The sequence below is a fragment of the Yersinia sp. 2545 StPb PI genome (assembly GCF_052217125.1).
GTDB classification, from domain to species: Bacteria; Pseudomonadota; Gammaproteobacteria; order Enterobacterales; family Enterobacteriaceae; genus Yersinia; species Yersinia enterocolitica_E.
Window position 1 is genome coordinate 3,391,328 of the sequence record NZ_JAZGPY010000001.1, and the last position, 17,256, is coordinate 3,408,583.

Sequence of the window (17,256 nt, forward strand, 5' to 3'; positions counted from 1 at the left end):
GATGACCTGACCTGAGCCGTGATGTTGAACATGCTAATAACGCCCTCTCCCCTATTTTCGATAAAGAGAAAGAGCAAAATCGCCTGCGAGAAGCGCAGTTGATTGGTGAAATTGGTAGTCAGGCCGCTGATATCGTGCGGACGCAGGGGGATATTAACGGCCTAAAAGCCGCGAAAGAGAAGTATGGCAATTTGCCAGTGGATCAACTGCGTGAAACCAAAGAATATAAAGACTCCATGAAGCAATATGGCACCGGTAGCGCGTTGCAACAGGGTATTCAGGCGGCAACGGCAGCGGTACAGGGCTTGGCCGGTGGAGATATGGCGAAAGCGCTGGCGGGAGCCTCTGCACCTTATCTGGCTGAAGTCATTCACAATATGACTACCGACCCGGTTACGGGTAAGGTAAACACTGAAGCCAATCTGATGGCTCATGCGGTATTGGGTGCGGTAGTGGCGCAGGTAAACGGCAACAGTGCACTGGCGGGCGCTTCGGGTGCAGTGATGGGTGAGTATATCGCCCAGCAGATGTATCCGGGGATTAATCGTGAAGACCTGACTGAAGAGCAGCGACAGACCATCAGCGCCTTGGGTACACTGGCGGCAGGATTGGCCGGTGGTTTGACCGGTGACAGCACCGCTGACGCCGTTGCCGGGGCGCAGGCTGGGAAGAATGCTCTGGAGAATAACTATCTGAATGTATCTGAGAAATCAGAGCTGAACATACAGAAACAAAAACTCCAGAACAGCAAAGACCCCGCAGAGCGTGAGCAGGCGCAGCAAAAAATAAACGAACTGATTGAGTTAGATATCAGTCGTGACAAGAAGGTAATAGAGGCTTGCGGGAATGGTGCCGCGGGTAGCGCCGCCTGTGCGAGTGCAAGATTAGACGTTATTGTGGCCAAAGGTGAGTATGAAACCGGGCAGTACAACAACAAAGTCAGTCAGATGTACCCGGATGCTTACGGCCAGATAGTAAACCTGCTGAATATCACCAGCGTTGATGCACAGAATCAGCAGCAGGTGAAAGATGCTATGGTGAATTATGCAATGGCGCAACTTGGGGTTGATAAAGCCACTGCTACGGCGTACATCGAAACCTACGATGGGATGAAGATCGTTGCAGCGTCAGTAACACCTATTTTGGGAACCGCAGCAGCAAATAAACTAAGTTCTTTGACTAATAAAATTGTGTCGGCTGAAGCATCTCAATCAGCACAAATAATAAAGTCTTATGGGCCGCATGAATCTGGTCCGTTAGGAAACCCAAATGATCAACGTGCGCCAGCTTCGACATTCAGAAGTGGTTCATATACTGAGAAAGTTGCAGAAACAGATATTTATCTATACCGGGATTATGGTGGTTCAGCAAAAGTTGATGGTCGTTATTGGACACCAGAACCATCCAAAGGACCATTACAATCTCAACTAGACAGCGCGGTTCTCCCTGAGTGGGGAAATACGTTCCAAAATCAAGCCGTTATAAAAATACCTAAAGGTACGACGTACTACGAAGGTGCAGCAGCAGCCCAAACGGGTACTCAAGGGACAAATCCAACACTACATGGCGGTGGTACTCAAATATTTTTACCTACTCCGCAAAATGACTGGATCATAAAAAAATGAAGCCGTATGAAATAGTTGAACAATGGGTAAGTAAGAGAAGTTCATTTTACTTCTTTCTGCCAGATGGTCCCTATGGAAGACCTTTTGATAACCAGTATTTGGTTGAAAGAATAGAAGAAACTTCAGATGGTTTTAAAATATTCCTTTCGGATAACCTGATGCTTCACTTTATTGGAAACACAAAGATCGAGGATGAGGGATGCAATCTGTTAATTAAAAACTTTAATCGATGCATCTTTAAAAATAATGGGTATGACACAAATAAATATGATCATGGTGAAGTGGTTTTAAGTGGCTTCTAAATGATGAATCCCAGCTCTTAACAGCTGGGATTTTTTTACCTGTCACTCACCTACGTGGAGAATATATTACTAAACTTATCGCCGATAGCGCAAAAGCTGGATACAGCGGTGAAAGAGTTTGGCAAAGATGTTGTGACAAAATGCCTCTCTGGCGGGGATTGCCCAATGGCTGCGCAAGTTGCAATATTGGCTATCCAGGCAATGATGGGGCAAGGAGAAAATGGCCCTTCTAATACTGGTGGTGATCAGATCGCCGGTTCGGGCCCAGCCAATACGGGTGGAAACCAATTATCAGAACAGGGTGTGACTCATACAGGTAACAATAATGGTCAGACTGATACAGGGCCAAATAATACAGGTGGAAACCAAACTGTAGACCCATCACCAAACAACACGGGGAATACTGAAGCTGTACCTGACCTACCTAACCATATGGTAAGTGATGGACAGGACAATGGAGCTGAAAACCCCTCCAACATAAAAGTTGCCGATGATAAATTTCTAAAAAATAATGAAATAGATGCTCATCAAATCAAAAAAGACTTCCTAGGTTCTAAAGCGGAAATCAAGCTTTATGATATTTACGTTGATAAAGACAGTGGGCAGCTATGGATTTTTAGAAAGGGCGGTACAGGTGAAGGCATTCCAACTGGCGAATTTATCAAAAAATAGGATAGTTACATGGAAAAAACAACAGTTAAAGCTGAGTTTTCTATTTGTGGAGATGTTTTTGACCCAGAAGAAATAACAGCCATGCTACAAATAGAACCATCTGAAATTTATATCAAAGGTGTTATCAGTGGCACAAGGAAAAGACCTAGTACAGAGACTAGTTGGTCAGTATGTACAGAAAAGGAAGAGTCTTATGATGTTAATGAACAGACCAAAAAGTTGCTTTTTTTATTCAAAGATAAAACTGAAATCCTAGAGAAAATAAAACAAAAATATGCTGTTACGTTCATTTTCTCTCTCTTAATAGAGATAGAAAATGGCGAAAAACCATCCATTTATTGGTCGGCAGAAACGAATAAATTTCTGGGTGATATAGGCGCGGAAAGCTCCATTGACTTATATGTCTACAGCTAAAGCAGTCTGTAGTAGTTTGGCTCTTATCTGACATACAACCCCGACCAATAGTAACCGGGGTCACTGTCTTTAAGCCCTAAAAACTCCCTCTCCCCCGCCGCTGCAACCGAATAACACCGGGCGCAGCTGTCACCTCCAGTTGTTCGGCGTCATTGATACCGGACTCGGTGAGCCAGTAGCCGCCTATAATTAGCTCGCCGTTATCCCGTACCGCCGAGTAGCCGCCCGCGACTTGCTGTTGCTCGGTGCCGCCAACACGCAGAAAACCGACGGCAGCAACAGCAGCAGCGGTGGCAGTGTGGGGGTCAGTCTGGGGTTCGGTAGCGCTGGCGGTGGCCTGAGCATCTTTGCCAATGCCAACAAGGGTCAGGGCAATGAGCGCGGCGACGGCACCTTCTGGACTGAAACGCAGATTGACACAGGCGGCACACTGTCGCTCAGCAGCGGGCGTGATACTTCGCTGATAGGTGCGCAAGCCAGCGGTGAAACTGTCAAAGTGGATGTCGGCCGTGACCTGTTACTGCAAAGCCAGCAAGACAGCGATAACTATGATGCGAAGCAGACCAGTACCAGCGGCGGTGTCAGCATGGCGGTGGTCGGCGGCGGTGGCTCTGCCAACCTGAGCATCAGTAAAGATAAGCTGCACAGCAATTATGACTCGGTACAGGAGCAGACCGGTATTTTTGCAGGCTCTGGCGGCTTTGATATCACCGTGGGTGAACACACTCAGCTCGATGGCGCAGTGATTGCCAGCACCGCGGACAAGAGCAAAAACAGTCTGGATACCGGCACACTGGGCTTTAGCAATATTGAAAATAAAGCCGATTTTAAAGCGGAACATCAAGGGGGCAGTCTGAGTACCGGTGGCCCGGTGGGGTCTGACCTGCTGAGCAATCTGGGCAGTGTGGTGCTGTCGGGTCTGGGTAATGACGGTCATGCCGAAGGTACCACGCAGGCAGCGGTCAGTGAGGGCAGCATCACTATTCGTGACACCGATAAACAACAGCAGAATGTCGATGACCTGAGCCGCGACACCGACAATGCCAACGGCAGCATCAATCCTATCTTTGATAAAGAGAAAGAGCAGAATCGCCTGAAAGAAGCACAGCTGATTGGCGAGATTGGCGGTCAGGCAATGGATATTGCGCGCACGCAAGGGGATATCATCGGTCTGGAAGCAGCGCTGAAGGCCAATCCGACGTTGAAAGGCGATGCGGAAGCCTTGCGTGAGACAAAAGAATACAAAGCCGAAATGCAGAAATACGGCACCGGCAGTGCACTGCAACAAGGTCTTCAGGCCGCAACAGCGGCCATACAGGGCCTGGCGGGTGGCGATATGGCGAAAGCGCTGGCAGGCGCCTCAGCCCCGTATCTGGCGGAAGTGATTAAGAAAAGCACGGGAGATAATCAGGCGGCTAACCTGATGGCCCATGCGGTGCTGGGTGCAGTCGTGGCGCAGATCAACGGCAACAGTGCGCTGGCGGGCGCTTCGGGTGCAGCGATGGGTGAGTATATCGCCCAGCAGATGTATCCTGGTATCAAACGTGAAGACTTGACAGAAGAGCAACGACAAACCATCAGCGCATTGGGTACACTGGCAGCAGGATTGGCCGGTGGCTTAACCGGTGACAGCACCGCTGACGCGGTTGCCGGAGCGCAGGCTGGGAAGAATGCGGTGGAGAATAACTTCTTGCTTTCCCTGCTTGCACCTCCTCCGCCAGTAGCAGGACAGACAACGCCTCAAACTGAAGCCAACGCTGCAATCGCCCAGAAGTTGGATGCGGCGGTGAAAGAGTTTGGTAAAGATGTTGTGACGAAATGCCTTTCCGGTGGTGATTGTCCAGTTGCCGCACAGCTAGTGATATTAGCGATGCAGGGCATGATAGGCCAAGATGAGTCTGGTTCTAATCCTAATATCGGCAAGGATCTGACGGATGAGCAGAAGAAAGAGCTGGGTGGTTCGGGGTCTGGAACGGGAACACCACCACCGCCAGAAAACGATCCGAACAAATCGGAAGAGAAAAAAGTCGATAAGCTGAATCAGAAGCAAGAAAGTGCCATGAGAAAAATCGACAACCTCATTAAAAACTCTCTGAAAGATCATGATATTACAGGTTCTCTTAAAGATATGGACAACAACCCTATTCCTAAACCTAATGGAAGTGGGGAAAACTGGAACCATATGAAAGAGATGCAAGATACCCTTAATGGTTTAAGGAATCATGCAAACACGCTAAAAAATATTAATAATCCGGAAGCTCAGGCAGCTTACGGAAGAGCAACAGAAGCGATTAACAAAATAGAATCGGCGATCAAAGGGTACGGCATATGACAACGTTTAGGGATCTATTAATAGCAGAAGGCGGTAATTATGAGCCTAACACTAGGTCATCTCTTGATGAGTGGTTTAGCAGTATCGTAGATGCGCCGCTTGATGAGTTGGATGTTGGGGATATTGCTCGAGCTATAAGACAGGATCTGTTTTTAGTTCATGTATTACCAAGAGCAGAATCGATCTTGCAAGGAGATCCTCTAGCCGGAGATGATTACGATGGGCAATTAATATCATCAATCGCATCTTTAAGTCACAAGGAAGCAAAAGGTGTTTTATCTTCTTTAAAAAGGATAAGTCATATTTTAAATCAAGTAGATAAAACTACTCTTGATCAGCAGTTACTGTTAGACATAAAGAAAATAGATAATTTATCTTCTTGTGAGTAATACAGACCCCCGGCCAACTTTATGGGTGCAGTTCAACTGACCGAAGGTATTACTGCTAAGCCCTAAATCCCCCATCTTCCCGCCGTCGTAACTGGATCATTCCGGGTGCGGCGGTGATTTCCAGCTGTTCAGCGCTGGCAATGCCGGACTCGGTCAGCCAGTCGCCGCCGATAATCAGCTCGCCGTTATCCAACACCCAATCCGCCCCTAAATCCTGCCGGTCTTGGCTGGCTTCGCACAGCACTTCCTAGGTGGCTTCGGCAGTGACGACAGTGATCCAGAGCGTGTGATGCTGGCGTGTCAGTTGCAACGGGGTACCAGTGGTAAATCCCAATGCGGCCAACGTGCAGACTGCCAGTGTCAGTTCAGGGATCGGTTCGGGGGTAAAGGTGATGTTCATGCGGTACTACGCGGAAAAGCAAGAGTGAATCTCACCTGTTCGAGCAGAAAAAATCCGGCCTGATGAGTACTGGCGGGATTGGTGTCACCGTGGGAAGCAACAGCACCAAAATGATCGATACCGGTCAATCGATTTCTACTGTCGGCAGCACGGTGGGCAATGTCAGCATGACTGCCGGTGAAGACCTGACGGTGCAAGGCTCTGAGGTGTTAGCCGGTAAAGACATCAATCTGACCGGCAAAAACGTCGCTATTCTGGCGGCGGAGAATCAAAGCAGCCAGACCCATACCGTTGAGCAAAAAAGTAGCGGCCTGACACTGGCACTGTCTGGCGCGGTTGGCAGCGCCCTCAATACCGCGGTCACCACCGCCAAAGATGCCCGCGAAGAGAGCAATGGCCGACTGTCTGCGCTGCAAGGGGTTAAAGCGGCACTCAGTGGTGCGCAGGCGGTGCAAGCCGGTCAGTTGGTACAGGCGCAAGGGGGCGATACTGCCAGCATGTTCGGCGTCAGTGCCTCATTAGGCTCACAAAAATCGGCCTCGCAGCAACATCAGGAACAGACCAGTGTGACAGGCTCGACCCTGACGGCGGGCAACAACCTGAGCGTGACGGCCACCGGTGAGGGGAACCCGGCGAACAGCGGCGATATTGTGGTGCAAGGCAGCCAGCTCAAAGCCGGTGGCGATACCACCCTGGATGCGGCGCGTGATGTGCTGTTGCTCGGTGCCGCCAACACGCAGAAAACCGACGGCAGCAACAGCAGCAGCGGTGGCAGTGTGGGGGTCAGTCTGGGGTTCGGTAGCGCTGGCGGTGGCCTGAGCATCTTTGCCAATGCCAACAAGGGTCAGGGCAATGAGCACGGCGACGGCACCTTCTGGACTGAAACCCAGATTGACACAGGCGGCACACTGTCGCTCAGCAGCGGGCGTGATACTTCGCTGATAGGCGCGCAAGCCAGCGGTGAAACCGTCAAAGTGGATGTGGGCCGTGACCTGTTACTGCAAAGCCAGCAAGACAGCGATAACTATGATGCGAAGCAGACCAGTACCAGCGGCGGTGTCAGCATGGCGGTGGTCGGCGGCGGTGGCTCTGCCAACCTGAGCATCAGTAAAGATAAGCTGCACAGCAATTATGACTCGGTACAGGAGCAGACCGGTATTTTTGCAGGCTCTGGCGGCTTTGATATCACCGTGGGTGAACACACTCAGCTCGATGGCGCAGTGATTGCCAGCACCGCGGACAAGAGTAAAAACAGTCTGGATACCGGCACGCTGGGGTTCAGTGATATCGGTAATAAAGCGGACTTCAAGGTAGAGCATCAAAGTGTCGGCATCAGTACCGGCGGTAGCATCGGCGGTCAGTTTGCCGGGAATATGGCCAACGGCTTGCTGGTCGGGGCTAACAATGAAGGCCACGCCGACAGCACCACCCATGCCGCAGTCTCCGATGGCACTATCACGGTGCGTGACAAGGATAAGCAACAGCAAAATGTTGATAATCTGAGCCATGATGTTGAACACGCTAATAATGCGCTTTCGCCTATCTTTGATAAAGAGAAAGAGCAAAACCGGCTGCGGGAAGCGCAGTTGATTGGTGATATTGGTAGTCAGGCGATAGACATTGCGGCAACGCAAGGTAAGATCCTGGCGACAAACGCCGGTAAAGCGGAGCTGGAAGCGAAAGGCATCAAGGCACCAGGCCAGGACGCGACACCGGAAGAGCGAGCGATGTATGACAAGCTGCTAACCAGCACTTCCGCCTATAAAACCACACAAGCCCAATACGGCACTGGCAGCGCATTGCAGCAAGGCATCCAAGCTGCTACGGCGGCGGTGCAAGGCTTGGCGGGGGGGAATATGGCGCAGGCGCTGAGTGGTGCTGCAGCGCCGTATCTGGCGGAAATCATAAAACAGTACGCGCCGGATGAAGCCAGTCGAGTCATGGCTCATGCGGTTCTGGGCGCAGTGGTGGCGCAGGCCAGTGGTAACAGCGGTCTGGCGGGAGCTGCGGGTGCGGCAACCTCGGCGCTGATCGGTGAAAACATCAAGAAATCACTGTACGGTGATATCCCGGTCAGCCAACTGAGCGAAGAGCAGAAGCAAACGCTGGTTGCACTGGGTAGCTTGGCGGCGGGTCTGGCTGGTGGCTTGGCCGGTGGTGATACTGCTGGCGCGGTATCCGGTGCGCAGGCAGGTAAGAACGAACTCAGCAACAATATGACCAGTCTTGGCCTCATATCGCAGATGATGGCGCAAGAAACGCTGAACGCCGCCGCGATGGCCGAAGCAGGCAAAGGCGGAGCTAACGAGCAAGCCGCGCTGGCGCTGACCAAGAAAGTGAAGGAAGGGTTAGACGCGGCCTGTCTGAAAAATGCAAGCTGTGTGCTGTTGGCGGTGGTTGCAGCGCAGAACCAATCAGACTCTAACGGTAGCCAGAATCCGAATATCGGCAAGGATCTGACGGATGAACAGAAGAAAGAGATTGGTGGGGCGGGTTCAGGAACACCGGGAGGGTGGGGGCCAGAGGATGAGGAAGCAGGACGAAATAGTAACTCTTCATCAGACCCTAAAAGTAGGGGGCAGCATGAAGAATATGTGGACTCATTACGTGCATCGATGGAAAAACCAAATGTTAAAGATGAAAATCTTAAAAACTTAATTGATGACTTATACCGACCGAATGCCAAAGTTGGCAGTGGAAGTACAGCGGATGCTGTTCGCTACGAATTAGCTACTGGAGAAAAAGTTGGTGGTAGAGGGCACGTTGAAAAGGCTCAAACATATTCCAAGGCATTGCAAGATTGGCTAAATAAGAATCCTCAAGCTTCTTCAAGTGATAAAGCTGCGGCAGAAAACGTTCTGAAAGACATGCAAAATGCTCTTAAGGGTAAGTAATAATGGATAAATGTATTGATGATTATCTGAGTGTTTTTGCTCAAACATCAGAGTATATAAAAAATGAAGTAAACAGATGTATCGAATATTGGTTGCCAGAACCTCCGCCTACGATCTTGCTGTTTTCACTAGTGGGTAAAGCACTGGTAAACCAGCTAGGTTCATTAAGCCAGTTGGAGAAATCAACCTTGTTCCAGCACATCGAAACAGGTATGCGGTCTGATAATGATGAGCTAGCTACTGCTGTTGCAACTGGGCTTGTTGAATCGTTAATTACAGCATCTGATGAAAATGAGTCAGTTTGGCAAGAAATTGAAAGTTATCTGCATGTTGAATCAAAAAAGCATGCACTAGCATGGAAATATTTTGGGCAATAATCTTAGACCTATTACACCGGCCAAAGCCGGGGTTACTGCCTTTAAGACCTAAACACTCCAACTCCCCGCCGCTGCAACCGAATAACACCGGGCGCAGCGGTAATCTCCCGTTGCTCAACATCGGTGATCCCGTACTCGGTAAGCCAGCCGCCACCAATCACCAGTTCGCCGCTCTGCCGTACCCAATCCGCGCCTAAATCTTGCCGCTGTTGACTACCCGCAGGAGATCACCTTGGCCTCCAGCACCACCACGCGCACCGAAGATAGCTTGAGTCAGACACTGGCGGTCGGCTCCATGCTATCGGCAGGCAGCATTGATGTCAGCGGCAACAATATCGCGGTCATCGGCAGTCATGTGGTGGCCGATAACGACATTAATCTGCGGGCGAAAGAGAACATTACCATCACTATTCGTGACACCGATAAACAACAGCAGAATGTCGATGACCTGAGCCGCGACACCGACAATGCCAATGGCAGCATCAATCCGATCTTTGATAAAGAGAAAGAGCAGAATCGCCTGAAAGAAGCGAAACTGATTGGCGAAATTGGCGGTCAGGCAATGGATATTGCGCGGACGCAGGGAGATATCCTCGGGCTTGAGGAAGCTTTGAAACGCCATCCTGAGTTGAAAGGCGATGCGGAAGCCTTGCGTGAGACAAAAGAATACAAAGCCGAAATGCAAAAATACGGCACCGGCAGTGCACTGCAACAAGGTCTTCAGGCGGCAACAGCGGCCATACAGGGCCTGGCAGGTGGCGATATGACGAAAACGCTAGCAGGCGCCTCAGCCCCGTATCTGGCTGAAGTGATTAAGAAAAGCACCGGCGATAGATGCATTACAAAACTCAATAAAAAATAAGGAGAATAGCAATGTTAATAAGTAAAAAATCACTACTGGTACTGTTGTATTTATGCGTTGCTTTCTCTTTAATGCTTTTTTTTGTAAGTTTTATTTTTCAAGTGCTTGGGTATTGGATTGGTGATGGTGATGGTGATGGTGATGGTGATGGTGATGGTGATGGTGATGGTGATGGTGATGGTGATGGTGATGGTGATGGTGATGGTGATCAGATGCTAGGATATTTGAATGATAACTTTCATAAAGTATTGAAGACTAGTTTAGTGGGGGTTGGTGTTGGATGTGCCTACTGGTTCTTTTACTATCTAAAGATCTAGCTCGTTGATTCAAAATATATTTTTAGTGGAAAATAATGCGCTGAATGCGACTAACGAGAAACAACGTCAGGATGCGAAATGGTCACTGCCGTATCTGGAAGGTGAGAAGAAAACTCAGACTGAGAATCTGGTAAGTGACCTTGATGCGAAGGATAAAGCTTTTGATGCTGCAATTGATGCAACATGTCAAAATCTGTCGTCCGCACAGTGCTCGGGAATGCGCCAGGAACTGGCGGCAATGGGTAAGAGCTATGATTGTAGTGGTATAGTGAGTTTATGCTTCCGTATGATTAATACGCCGTGCTTGCTCATACCGCGCTCCCCAGTATTTATTATCAAGCTTTGAGATGGTCACACCCACGCTGCTCGAGGCATGGATAAATTTGCCCTCCCCGATGTAAACACCCACATGTCGTGTTTGTCGTGAGGTTTTGAAAAAAACCAGATCGCCTGTATCTAAAGCTTCCTTGGTGATCCGAGAGCCTTGTTTCATTTGTTCCTGGGCACTTCTTGGCAAACTCAGGGAAAACTCATCTTCAAAAATGCGCTGCATATAAGCAGAACAATCGATACCTTTACGTGTATTCCCGCCAAGCTTGTAACTGACACCTTCCCACTCATCATAATGGGTCAGGATTTTTTTGAGTTTTTGTGTCTCATGACGCCCAGACGCAGACTGGATTGACGCATTTTGTAAGGATGATGAGCTCACCAATTTCCCTGAGGGTTCGGCAAGCGCGGGAAATGTAAATAAAGAGACAATCGCAATCATAACGGGGGTTATAGTCTTAAACATAAGGGTATCTGAAATATGAGGTGAATGGCTTTCCTTGGTTAACACATTGACTAAAATCCTTCTGGAGAGCGGCATTCTACACATTAAAGCTCATAAAAGAAGCACTAATAGTGCATTTAATGAGCTAATTTGTGGTGCGAAAGTCTGACTTTTACTGTAACTCGTTAATGAATATATAAACTTCAGACAATTATTAATTTTTAATTAGCAGTAAATACTCACATCGCTGAATCATATTCAATGGTTTATTTAGAGCGCTTGGATGAAAAGTATTTCCATATGTAAGTAGTGGTTTTTATATGTTTATTGTTATTCAAGTCTTCTCCCACATTTTATATCCCAGCCTTTGCTCCTCATTATGGACTCCGTTTGGGAAACGGAAAATATTGTACGTTAAGATGATTTTTTGTACTGCAAAGGCCAAGGTTGGGATTGCCCGGGCCAATTGGGACAACTGCTAACCATCGCCGAGGATAACCGAAATATCAAACGTCGGATACGCATGATGCTGGGATTCACATCGTTCCGGCGGGCATCGAATTAATCCACATGATACGTAAAGGGCAATATCAACATCCGCAAAGTGAGGGATTGCCACCTGCAGAACAATTTTATCTGTTGGCGGCCTAAACAACTCGCAGTGCCACTTTTGCTAACTTCTTACGCTAATGCGACAGAGCCTTAATGGAGGCTGACAAACAGTTGAGCCCCTTTAGCAGGAGCTCACAAAAGATTAAGTGAATTCTAAAGTCATTTCTCGCAGATATAATCCTGAGTTACTGTCGTTTGCAAACAATTGTACTTCCCCATAGTCTTGCAAATAGATTTCTCAGTACCCGACTTCAATGCACTCTTATATCCCCAAAATTTGCAACGCTCTGTGGCTACTGTTAAACCTTGGGAGTCTGAACTTTGTCCGTTTTCAAACTGGCCTTGTTCATAAGAAATCTGAACGATCCCATCAGACTTTCCACCTCCAGTTGCTTCCCATTGTTTAGGCGTAGCACACCCGGATAGGGTTATAACCCCGAGAATGAGAGCTACCATTGGAATTTGCATAGTGACTAACCTTCCTTGTATTTGTATATTGATATGGTAAAAATAAGTTAAAAAAAAGTTGGAACTGAATTATTCAGATCGCATAATTTGATACTCTTGAAAAGAGATAACTTACAATTTTATTTAATTTTTTACATATCATTGGTTCAGTTATTTTACTATCAACATCAACGCGATAGCTGATATTTTTGGGTTTTTCGTCGGTACCCATAACCCATATAAACTCTTACAGCCGAGTAGTGTTGATTGCTCACATTTCCTTTAACCAGTATGGTTACCCCATCTAAATGGGCTTGTTGCAAATAATGAGAGTCGGTGATTTTACTCATTGATGGGTGGAATCATTAGGCTAAAACCGTCTCAATGTTAAAGAGCCGATTCATAAAGGCGGATCTTTCCCGCACTCGACATTCAGGTTCGTCACCGCGTAGCCAAATATCAAATTGACCTTTATTCAGTCGTCGCAATGTTTCAAATCCCTGAAGCGTTGACCAGGTTCGATTTGGCCGTTTGAACCCCCCGGCCGCTTTTACCAATTTTTTGATGGGGACCTGGTCAGACTTGATACGATTATTCAGGTATTTGACTTGCCGCTGCTTCTCATCATCCCGTAGCTTTCCTTCTTTCATCAAACGAGTAATAGCGTAACCGTATGACGAATGTTTATCGGTATTGAGTATTTTCTGCTGTCTTTCAACAGGATAGGGTTTTAACACCCGTTTAAGGAATTGATAGGCAGCATTTTTATGGTTCTGTCGCATTAGCGTAGGCCAGTCAGCAAAGGTTGGGCTGCCGTTTTTTTAGGCAGCCAACAGATAAAATTGTTCTGCTGGTGACAATCCCTCATTTTTCGGAGGTTGATATTGTCCTTTGCGTATCATATGTATCAGTTCGATGCCAGCCAGGATCGTCTGTGCCCGTCGAAACGATTTGAATCCCAGCATCGGGCGTATGCGGCGTTTAATATTCAGGTGATCTTGTTCAACCAGATTATTCAGATACTTGTTCTGCCTGACAGTAATGATTTCTTCTTCTGGTTTGTCGGCGTTGAGTATAGTCAGCGCTGCCGTGTTGGCACCACTTTTAACCCAACGATGCAGCGTTGAATGGTCAACGACAATACCACGCTCTGCCATTATCTCTTCCAGGTTGCGTAAACTCAGTGAGTAAGCCAAATACCAGCGGACACACTAAGCAATAATATCGACGGGATAATGCAGGCGGCTGAAAGCGTTTCGGATCAGAGACATGAGCAGGTAACATCTCAAAAAAACAGCATGTTACCGAACGGCACCTTAATGCGACAGAACCAGAAATAGTTATTGAGAAAACGGTAAGTTTCGGCCAGTAAACTAAACATTGAAATATACCTCTCCAGCATAAATCATTTCTATGAAGGTTTAGGAATATTCTTTTTCAAAAGTTTGCGTTGTAATGTTCGTCGATGCATATTCAACGCTCTTGCCGAAGCAGAAATATTACCAAGATGATCATCCACAACTTTATTTATATACTCCCATTCCATTTGTTCTAGTGAGGGGTAGGTAAATGGGCTACCCTTATCATTTTTTAATGTTGGTATTTCATTACGAAGACTTAATAGAATGTTATCCACACTCACTGGCTTTTGCAGAAGATTATCAGCCCCTTTCTTTAACGCAATGATGGCTGAAGTGATGCTAGAGTAATTTGTCAGAATTAAAATTCTAGATAATGGGTTAAGATGTCTTAATGCAGAAACCCATGCTAGCCCAGAGTCATCTTTCAACTGCAGATCTATCACAATATACATATGCTGAGTAGATTCGGCCATTCTGACGGCCTGCACTCCAGTGGTTGCTATATTAACAAAGAATCCTTTTCTAAGCAGAATCGTTGATAGCGTATTAGTAAATACATCATCATCATCCAAAATTAAGATCTTTTCCATCATAACAATCTCACCCTAATAGTGGCTGTTGTTCCGGTATAATCTGAGTATAGTTTTATTTTAGCACCAATTCTGACTGCATTAGAAAAGGCTAACATCAAGCCAATACCATATCCAGAGGTTGTGCTTTTTACCGGTTGTTTTCCTAGGAGGTTGATTAAATCATTTGGTATACCACATCCATTATCAGTTATGCTTATAATTGCATTACCATTTTCTATCTTACAACCACATTGAATGAAACCATTGTCACTGGGAATAGCCGAATTAGCATTCTCAAGTAAATTAACAATAATAGTATGGAGAATGCCAGCATTTTTGATATATACGCAGGTGTTGGGTAATTTATAAATTATATTTTTATTACACTTAAGTTTAAATGAACCAAATACGCCGTCAAGCCATAAACATAAGTTGATAGCTTCTTCATTTTCAAACTCATTAAATCCTAATGAAAATGACATATTAGCTAATTTTTTCGTACACTCTTTTGCTTGTTCCAAGGCTAAATTTAAATACTCATCAAACTCTTTACCCGATCGCTCCCCTGGTTTAAATAGCTTAATCTCCTCTAAGGCCAGAACCGCTGTTGATATAGGTTTTGATATGTCGTGGGCAGAAGACGCAGCTTGCAGACCAAAAGAAAATATTATATCCGACTGTTTTTGATATTCTTTTGAGCGAATTAAATCATTATTGTATTCAATTGACACGTCATTCATCTTTTTTATAAAGAAAATGATAATAAATGTGGACATTAAAAAACTCACCCACGGAGCATAGTATTCTATACTTTTAGGTCTATGCGTAATTTCGAGATGATTTGATAATGTTAACTTAGATGAAATATAAAATAAAATAGCCGAGTAAATCACTATGAATGCAATGTTTTTATTAGATAGAATAGCAAAGGCCATTACTACACTTGGAAGGTAAAATGAAACACTTAATATTTCTCCATGGAAATTCAACTCCTCCCAGAGAGTAAATAAAAGTAAGTCAATACAAATCTGAGCAACAAGTTCTCTTTCTTCTAGTGGTGAAGGAAGCCTCATCCTGTATAATGTCACAACGATACTGAGTAACAATAAAAATAAAATAATAGCAATGGGGAATACAAATGAATAGATGTAGTTTGATTTCCCTTTAAATAAAATAACACTTAATAGAAGCTGACTACATATTGCAAAAATCCTAGCCCAAGTAATGATAGCTAGCTTCTTATGCTGAGGTAGTGCCTGTAATATTTTCATTTTAATCAGTCACGTATATATATAAAATGAAACATAGATTACAAAATTGCTTAGATCAACATAAAATATAAATTAAATTAACTTTTGTTTAACCCCTGTTTAACAATGTATTTATATTTCATCTATGGCTATTAATTCCCTAGGCGTAATTGATATCCCCCCAATAAGGGGGGATTCGTTATTACATACTTCCGTTGCCCGCGTTACCATTCCCACCGCTACCATTCCCCCCATTGCCGTTACCACCATTACCACTACCACCATTGCCCCCGTTCCCCCCATTACCTCCATTGCCGCCGTTGCCATTACCACCGTTACCATTACCGCCATTACCACCATTGCCACCGTTACCATTACCACCGTTGCCGTTACCGCCGTTACCGTTGCCTCCGTTTCCATTCCCTCCATGACCACCACCATGGCCGCCGTGCTTAATCAACATCAAGTCTGAGGTCATGGACGTATTTTGTGTGTAACTTGTATCCTTCATCAATTTCGATACATCAACCGTAGCGGCTGATACATAAAAGGAACATGCTGATAATACTGAGGTTGCAGCTAACATAATTACGTTAATCTTTTTCATAGGAATATCCTTTAATAGAATTTAGATAATATAATTTAAGATTTCAGCATGGATAAACCTCTCGGCCAATCCACGATTAAAACATAGAGCACATATTAAAAAAATAAAACAAGAATTTAATGATATTGAAAATATTTTCAATTTTTAATGATAAGTCATTTTGTTTTAAAGTAATGATGATATTATGTTTAAATATTCATCATAAAGTGAGGCATTATGTCGCACTATAAAGACGATATACCCTATTTTAATTTTTTTTAATATGTGATAGATGAGGTTAACAATAAAAACAAATATTTACATTTAATACTAAAATCCCACAATCTAAACTAAAAACTCATTTATCCATTTCATAGGGGGTTAAGTAAAACATTATGATTCTGGATAATAATTTTAGAGACTGAAGAAGGTTATTTGCAGAGATAGGTTCACAGCAGGATAGAATGGCTTAGTGATAGTGGAAATTTGACCATTTTAATTAACATGGTATGCATATCATTTTTAGGAAAACAATGTGTATCGATGGAGTAATAAAGATGGATGTCATAACATGTCACTCTTACATCCATCTTAAAATATGAAATAAATAATATTGATGAAATTTTGCCAACTCAGGGCTTTTGACTAAACTATTGAGTAATTGCAAATAGCATCCCCATTGCACCAATAAAAACAAGTACAATACCTAAAGCCAGTTTACCTCTGGTGCCAGCGTTAACATCTTTACATAAAAAACGTCGTCTCACTTTCCTATCCATAATAATTTCGCTCATTGTTAGTCCCTCAGTTTCCCGATATCTAAAACGTGATATAAATTTAATACTTATTGTTTTCAAAAGAAAGAAACACAGTCTTAATCAAATTAAATTAAGAGTTAACCTTTTGTTTTAATTTATTAAATCAAGTTTCCTCAAGTGTAAAATCCGACTGTATTACTGTTATTTTAAAGCTCAGAACCTCTTCATTTCGCCTATTATCTCTATGATAATTGAGTGGCCTAAATGGTTTTTTAGGCCGATTCAATGATACAGGTCGTCTAAACCTAAGG

General features: G+C 45.2%; 15 protein-coding genes and 8 pseudogenes. 15 read left to right on the forward strand and 8 right to left on the reverse strand.

Annotated elements, in window-relative coordinates; translation table 11 throughout:
* Positions 1–8: 8 nt before the first annotated feature.
* The 7 genes and pseudogenes from V1955_RS15820 to V1955_RS15850 all read left to right on the forward strand — a co-directional run.
* Positions 9–1,625: pseudogene (locus V1955_RS15820) on the forward strand (VENN motif pre-toxin domain-containing protein); the annotation flags it as partial.
* A complete protein-coding gene (locus tag V1955_RS15825) occupies positions 1,622–1,927 on the forward strand; it encodes a hypothetical protein (protein ID WP_442821133.1) in 306 nt (101 codons plus the stop codon). The pseudogene V1955_RS15820 and the gene V1955_RS15825, both read left to right, overlap by 4 nt.
* Before the next feature lie 108 nt (positions 1,928–2,035).
* Entirely contained in the window at positions 2,036–2,599 is a 564-nt protein-coding gene (locus V1955_RS15830) for a polymorphic toxin type 33 domain-containing protein (protein ID WP_442821134.1), read from the forward strand.
* 9 nt (positions 2,600–2,608) lie between these two features.
* The gene (locus V1955_RS15835; RefSeq protein ID WP_442821135.1) at positions 2,609–3,013 is read left to right on the forward strand and encodes a DUF4279 domain-containing protein; all 405 of its coding nucleotides are present in this window, start codon (positions 2,609–2,611) and stop codon (positions 3,011–3,013) included.
* 220 nt (positions 3,014–3,233) lie between these two features.
* Positions 3,234–4,182 (forward strand): annotated as a pseudogene (locus V1955_RS15840) (hemagglutinin repeat-containing protein); the annotation flags it as partial.
* Between the two features lie 92 nt (positions 4,183–4,274).
* Positions 4,275–5,345, forward strand: a pseudogene (locus V1955_RS15845) (VENN motif pre-toxin domain-containing protein); the annotation flags it as partial.
* Entirely contained in the window at positions 5,342–5,734 is a 393-nt protein-coding gene (locus tag V1955_RS15850; protein WP_442821136.1) for a contact-dependent growth inhibition system immunity protein, read from the forward strand. The pseudogene V1955_RS15845 and the gene V1955_RS15850, both read left to right, overlap by 4 nt.
* Positions 5,735–5,789: 55 nt before the next feature.
* Here the strand turns inward: V1955_RS15850 and V1955_RS15855 are convergent.
* A pseudogene (locus tag V1955_RS15855) lies at positions 5,790–6,134 on the reverse strand (hypothetical protein).
* Positions 6,135–6,244: 110 nt separating this feature from the next.
* Here V1955_RS15855 and V1955_RS15860 point away from each other — a divergent pair.
* From V1955_RS15860 to V1955_RS15885, 6 genes and pseudogenes are all read left to right on the forward strand, one after another.
* Positions 6,245–9,028: a hemagglutinin repeat-containing protein gene (locus tag V1955_RS15860; RefSeq protein ID WP_442821453.1), complete on the forward strand. Its 2,784-nt coding sequence runs from the start codon at positions 6,245–6,247 to the stop codon at positions 9,026–9,028.
* A 2-nt stretch (positions 9,029–9,030) separates the two neighbouring features.
* Positions 9,031–9,405, forward strand: a complete 375-nt coding sequence (locus tag V1955_RS15865; protein ID WP_083159741.1) for a DUF7674 family protein — start codon at positions 9,031–9,033, stop codon at positions 9,403–9,405.
* Entirely contained in the window at positions 9,384–9,602 is a 219-nt protein-coding gene (locus V1955_RS15870) for a hypothetical protein (protein ID WP_420073756.1), read from the forward strand. Before V1955_RS15865 ends, V1955_RS15870 begins: the two co-directional genes overlap by 22 nt.
* Positions 9,603–9,805: 203 nt before the next feature.
* Positions 9,806–10,234 (forward strand): annotated as a pseudogene (locus V1955_RS15875) (hemagglutinin repeat-containing protein); the annotation flags it as partial.
* A gap of 44 nt (positions 10,235–10,278) precedes the next feature.
* Complete coding sequence (locus V1955_RS15880) at positions 10,279–10,584, forward strand: hypothetical protein (protein WP_442821137.1); 306 nt, start codon at positions 10,279–10,281, stop codon at positions 10,582–10,584.
* 25 nt (positions 10,585–10,609) lie between these two features.
* Positions 10,610–10,930 carry a DUF6862 domain-containing protein gene (locus V1955_RS15885; protein WP_372569861.1) on the forward strand — a complete coding sequence of 107 codons (321 nt, stop codon included), beginning with the start codon at positions 10,610–10,612 and terminating at the stop codon, positions 10,928–10,930.
* Here the strand turns inward: V1955_RS15885 and V1955_RS15890 are convergent.
* Complete coding sequence (locus V1955_RS15890; protein ID WP_372568841.1) at positions 10,859–11,425, reverse strand: NlpC/P60 family protein; 567 nt, start codon at positions 11,423–11,425, stop codon at positions 10,859–10,861. The genes V1955_RS15885 and V1955_RS15890 overlap by 72 nt on opposite strands.
* A gap of 418 nt (positions 11,426–11,843) precedes the next feature.
* Here V1955_RS15890 and V1955_RS15895 point away from each other — a divergent pair.
* Positions 11,844–12,010: pseudogene (locus V1955_RS15895) on the forward strand (IS6 family transposase); the annotation flags it as partial.
* Positions 12,011–12,130: 120 nt separating this feature from the next.
* Here V1955_RS15895 and yecR read toward each other — a convergent pair.
* The 5 genes and pseudogenes from yecR to V1955_RS15920 all read right to left on the reverse strand — a co-directional run bounded on the left by yecR (position 12,131) and on the right by V1955_RS15920 (position 15,622).
* Positions 12,131–12,439, reverse strand: coding sequence for a YecR family lipoprotein (gene yecR, locus V1955_RS15900; protein ID WP_083159751.1), 309 nt, complete (start codon positions 12,437–12,439; stop codon positions 12,131–12,133).
* A 344-nt stretch (positions 12,440–12,783) separates the two neighbouring features.
* A pseudogene (locus V1955_RS15905) lies at positions 12,784–13,194 on the reverse strand (DDE-type integrase/transposase/recombinase); the annotation flags it as partial.
* A 45-nt stretch (positions 13,195–13,239) separates the two neighbouring features.
* Positions 13,240–13,689: pseudogene (locus V1955_RS15910) on the reverse strand (DDE-type integrase/transposase/recombinase).
* A gap of 140 nt (positions 13,690–13,829) precedes the next feature.
* A complete protein-coding gene (locus V1955_RS15915) occupies positions 13,830–14,372 on the reverse strand; it encodes a response regulator transcription factor (RefSeq protein ID WP_083159755.1) in 543 nt (180 codons plus the stop codon).
* A complete protein-coding gene (locus V1955_RS15920; RefSeq protein WP_442821138.1) occupies positions 14,369–15,622 on the reverse strand; it encodes a sensor histidine kinase in 1,254 nt (417 codons plus the stop codon). The genes V1955_RS15915 and V1955_RS15920 overlap by 4 nt, the downstream gene beginning before the upstream one ends.
* Before the next feature lie 124 nt (positions 15,623–15,746).
* On the opposite strand from V1955_RS15920, the gene V1955_RS15925 reads away from it, so the two are divergent.
* Positions 15,747–16,073, forward strand: a complete 327-nt coding sequence (locus V1955_RS15925; protein ID WP_420074124.1) for a hypothetical protein — start codon at positions 15,747–15,749, stop codon at positions 16,071–16,073.
* A gap of 764 nt (positions 16,074–16,837) precedes the next feature.
* Here the strand turns inward: V1955_RS15925 and V1955_RS15930 are convergent.
* A complete protein-coding gene (locus tag V1955_RS15930) occupies positions 16,838–16,981 on the reverse strand; it encodes a hypothetical protein (RefSeq protein WP_193784703.1) in 144 nt (47 codons plus the stop codon).
* Between the last annotated feature and the right edge of the window lie 275 nt (positions 16,982–17,256).